Annotated in this window: 4 protein-coding genes; all 4 read right to left on the bottom strand. The window is 62.3% G+C overall.

Annotation, left to right across the window (positions count from 1 at the left end; genetic code table 11):
* Positions 1–520: ribonuclease III (rnc, locus tag AC3AYF_RS18435; protein WP_487780155.1), on the bottom strand; the 520-nt coding region annotated here is incomplete at its 3' end.
* 178 nt (positions 521–698) lie between these two features.
* Entirely contained in the window at positions 699–1,487 is a 789-nt protein-coding gene (gene lepB / locus AC3AYF_RS18440) for a signal peptidase I (protein ID WP_295040840.1), read from the bottom strand.
* Positions 1,488–1,498: 11 nt separating this feature from the next.
* A complete protein-coding gene (lepA, locus tag AC3AYF_RS18445) occupies positions 1,499–3,316 on the bottom strand; it encodes a translation elongation factor 4 (RefSeq protein ID WP_295040838.1) in 1,818 nt (605 codons plus the stop codon).
* 219 nt (positions 3,317–3,535) lie between these two features.
* Positions 3,536–4,566, bottom strand: a 1,031-nt coding sequence (locus AC3AYF_RS18450; protein WP_487780154.1) for a PDZ domain-containing protein, incomplete at its 5' end; no start/stop codon positions are given.

The following is a 4,566-nucleotide window of genomic DNA, read 5'->3' on the forward strand; positions in this document are numbered from 1 at the left end:
CCGAGATCACCTCGTATCGCGGCAGCGCCTGCTGGCGGGACTGCAGGAACTCCTGAAGTCGCGTCTTGGGATCTTTCTGCGTGTTGTGCAGATCGATCGCCTCCAGCCGTGTCCCGAACCAGGCCAGCACTCGGCTGCGCGCCACGTCCATGCCGGCGTCGAGATAGATCGCACCGATCACCCCTTCCAGCGCGTCGGCGAGGATGGAGTCGCGACGATGGCCGCCGCTCTTCATCTCGCCCGAGCCCAGCCGCAGGCACTCTCCCAGCTCGAACTCACGTGCCACCACGGCGAGGGTCTGCCCCTTGACCAATCCGGCACGCAGACGGGACAGCTGCCCCTCCCGCGCGGCCGGAAATCGCTTGAACAGCGCCTCGCCGATCACGAAATTGACGATCGAGTCGCCCAGAAACTCGAGTCGCTCATTGTTGGCGCCGCCCACGCTCCGGTGCGTCAGCGCCAGTTCCAGCAGCGTCGGGTCACGGAAGTCGTGGCCGATACGACGGCTGAAGCCTTGCAGAGGATCACTCACGTCATTCCCATTGAGTCGTTGTCTTTGAAACGAAGAGTCGTTGCATTCGACGCAAAGCGGGCGCGGGGAAGTCCCGTCGCCCGCCATGCGAGTCCTGTTGCTGGCCAACGATCCGGGAGCGGGCGTGACAGGCCCGGCGCGGGATCGGTGGCGGGTTATATGAGAATCAGTTTATCTGGCGTACCGTACTGAAGCTAGGCAATCCGCCATCCCAGTGCATCCACACGGCGAACGCCTTGCCGACGATGTTCTTCTCCGGCACGAATCCCCAGTAGCGGCTGTCATTGGAGTGGTCACGGTTGTCGCCCATCATGAAGTATTCATGATCCGGCACCACGACCTCCCGCATCTGCGGCCCCGGGCTCTGCGGATTGTTGAAGATGCGATGGTCGACATCGCCGAGATGCTCTTCGAACAACTCCTCTCCGGGCGCCTCGGCGGGATCGGCGTCGGTCATCGACTTGGGCACCGGCTTGCCGTTGACGTAGAGCTGCTTGTTCTCGTAGCGGATTCGATCGCCGGGCAGCCCGATGACGCGCTTGATGAAGTTGACCGAAGGATCCTGGGGAAACCGGAAAACCATGACGTCACCGCGCTGGGGTTCTCCGACATCGGCGATTTCGGTGTTGATGACCGGCAGGCGGAGCCCGTAGCTGAACTTGTTGACCAGGATGAAATCGCCGATCTCCAGGGTCGGGCGCATGGAACCGGAGGGAATCTGGAAGGGTTCGATGACGAAACTGCGCAGCACCAGGACGATCAGCAGCACGGGGAAAAAGGAGCGGGCATAATCGACCGGCCAGGGGTCCTTGTAGCCCACCGACTTTTCATTACCCTGCGCTGCGGCGGCCGCCTGCTGACGCTGGCGACGGGGACGACGCCAAAACAGGCTGTCCAACAGCCAGACGAGCCCCGTGATGGCGACAGCCAACACCAGTAACAACGAAAAATCCATGAAGTGTTTTCCTACTCGTTCACTTTGAGAACGGCGAGAAACGCATCCTGGGGTATTTCGACGCGACCCACTTGCTTCATGCGTTTCTTGCCGGCTTTCTGCTTCTCCAGCAGTTTCTTCTTGCGCGTGGTGTCACCGCCATAGCATTTGGCCGTCACGTTCTTGCGCAGCGCCTTGACCGTGGATCGAGCCACGACATGGCCACCGATCGTCGCCTGAACCGCCACGTCGAACATCTGACGCGGTATCAGCTCCTTCATCTTGTCGACCAGGATGCGGCCACGGGAGTGGGCATGGTCGCGATGGATGATCAGCGCCAGTGCGTCGACGCGCTCGCCATTGATGAGGATATCCAGGCGCACCAGCTTGGCCGCGTCGAACCTCTCGAAGCTGTAGTCGAGGGACGCGTAGCCCTTGGAGATCGACTTGAGCCGGTCGAAGAAATCCATGACGACCTCGGCCATCGGCAGTTCGTAGACGAGCTGCATCTGGCTGCCGAGCACCTGCATGTCGAGCTGGACCCCACGGCGGTTGACGCACTCCGAGATGACGTTGCCCACGTACTCCTGCGGCACCAGGATGGTGGCGCGCACGATCGGCTCGCGCATCTCCGACACGTTGGCCATGTCGGGCAGTTTCGACGGGTTGGAGATGGTGACCAACTCGCCGTTGTCCATCAGGATCTCGTAATTGACCGTGGGCGCCGTGGTCAGCAGATCGATGTCGTATTCGCGCTCCAGGCGCTCCTGGACGATCTCCATGTGCAGCGTGCCCAGGAAGCCGACGCGGAAGCCGAACCCGAGCGCATCGGAATTCTCCGGCACGTAGTCGAGCGAGGCGTCGTTGAGCGCCAGCTTCTCGAGTGCGTCGCGGAAATCCTCATAATCGTCGGAGCTGACCGGGAACATGCCCGCGTAGACCTGCGGCTTCACTTTCTGGAAACCGGGCAGGCGTGGCACGTCCTTGGTCTTGGTATGGGTGATGGTATCGCCGACGGGTGCACCCTGGATGTCCTTGATCCCGGCAATGACGAAACCCACTTCTCCCGCTCTCAGGATACCGGTGGAGTTCTGCTTGGGCGTGAAGTAGCCGATATCGGTCACCTCCCAGTCGCGACCGGTCGACTTCATCTGGATCTTGTCGCCCTTCTTCAGCGTGCCATCGAACAGACGCACCAGCGACACGACGCCCTGGTAGTTATCGAACCAGGAATCGATGATCAGCGCCTGCAGATGACCCTCGCGGTCTCCCTTGGGCGGCGGGATGTCCCGCACCAGCCGCTCGAGCAGCAGGTCGATGTTGAGACCGCTCTTGGCCGAGACGCGTACGGCATCTTGCGCTTCGAGGCCGATGATCTCCTCGATCTCGTGGGCGACCTTGTCCGGGTCGGCCTGGGGCAGGTCCATCTTGTTGAGCACCGGGAGCACTTCGAGATTCTGCTCGATGGCGGTGTAGCAGTTGGCAACCGACTGCGCCTCGACCCCCTGGGCGGCATCGACCACCAGCAGCGCCCCCTCGCAGGCGTAGAGCGAGCGCGACACTTCGTAGGAGAAGTCGACGTGGCCCGGCGTGTCGATGAAATTGAGCTGATAGGTATTGCCGTCCTGAGCCCGATAGTCGAGCGTGACCGACTGGGCCTTGATGGTAATGCCGCGCTCGCGCTCGAGATCCATCGAGTCGAGCACCTGCTCCTTCAACTCACGCTCCGTCAGCCCGCCGCAGAACTGGATGATGCGGTCGGCGAGAGTGGACTTGCCGTGGTCGATGTGGGCGATGATCGAGAAGTTGCGGATGAACTTCAGTTGCTCGTTACTTGCAGCGTCTGCCATTTAAGCCTTACCGGTAATTTGTACGCGCGCAGTCCACACGGTGGCGCTGTTGCCGAGAAAACGCCGATGGGTGCCGTTCTCTTCCCGCGTGCGGTCGATGACGAATGTGGCGCATTGTACCGACATGACCGGGGCAAGGACAGCAACAAGCCCAAAGCACGCGGCCCCGCCGAAGCGGGGCCGTGTGGCGGGTAGCCGTAGGCTGCCGACCGGCGCCGGTCAGCCCTTGGCCTTCAGCCGCAGCGCCACGAACAGCGAGTTGCCGTCGCGCACGATACGTACCGGGATGGCGCGATCGTCGTCAGCCTTCTTGACCGCGTCGATCAGTTGATCGGCGCTCTCGACCGGCTTCTGGTCGAAGCCGACGATGACATCGCCCGGCTGGATCCCGGCTGCAGCCGCTGCACCGCGCGGGTCGACACGACGAACGAGCGCGCCCTCGTCGATATCCAGCTGCTGCTTTTCCTGATCGCCTAGATCGCTGATCGCGATTCCCAGCTTGGTCTGATCATCGGCAGACCGGGAGGACGGCGCCCCATCGGCAGCCATCTCTTCCGGCCAGTCGCCCACGGTGACGTCGACTTCACGCTTGTCGCCGTTGCGCATGACCTGGAGCTTCACCTCGTCGCCCGGGGCTACCTGGCCGATCAGACGGGGCAGTGTCGTGGAGTCGTCGATATCGGCACCATCGGCACTGAGGATGACGTCGCCTGCCTCGAGCCCCGCTTTCTTGGCCGGGCTGTCGTCGCTGACATCGGAGACCAGCGCACCGCTGGTGCCGTCGAGCCCGAACGATTCGGCGAGATCCTTGGAGACCGGCTGGATCACCACACCCAGCCAGCCACGGCTGACATGACCTTCGGTGCGCAGCTGATCGGCGACGTTCATGGCGACGCTGATCGGAACCGCGAAGGAGAGCCCCATGAAACCGCCGCTCCGGGTATAGATCTGCGAATTGATGCCAACGACCTCGCCGTCGAGATTGAACAGCGGACCGCCGGAATTACCCGGGTTGATGGCAACGTCGGTCTGGATGAACGGAACGTAGGTCTCGCTCGGCAGCGTCCTGTTGATGGCGCTGACGATACCCGCCGTTACCGAATGATCGAAACCGAATGGCGAACCGATGGCGGCAACCCACTCGCCGGCTTGAAGATCATCCGAATTCCCGATCTTGAGCGTGGGCAGATCCTTGGCATCGACCTTCAAGAGCGCCACGTCGGTTCGAGCATCGGAGCCCACCAGCTTGG

The sequence above is a fragment of the Salinicola sp. genome (assembly GCF_982684285.1).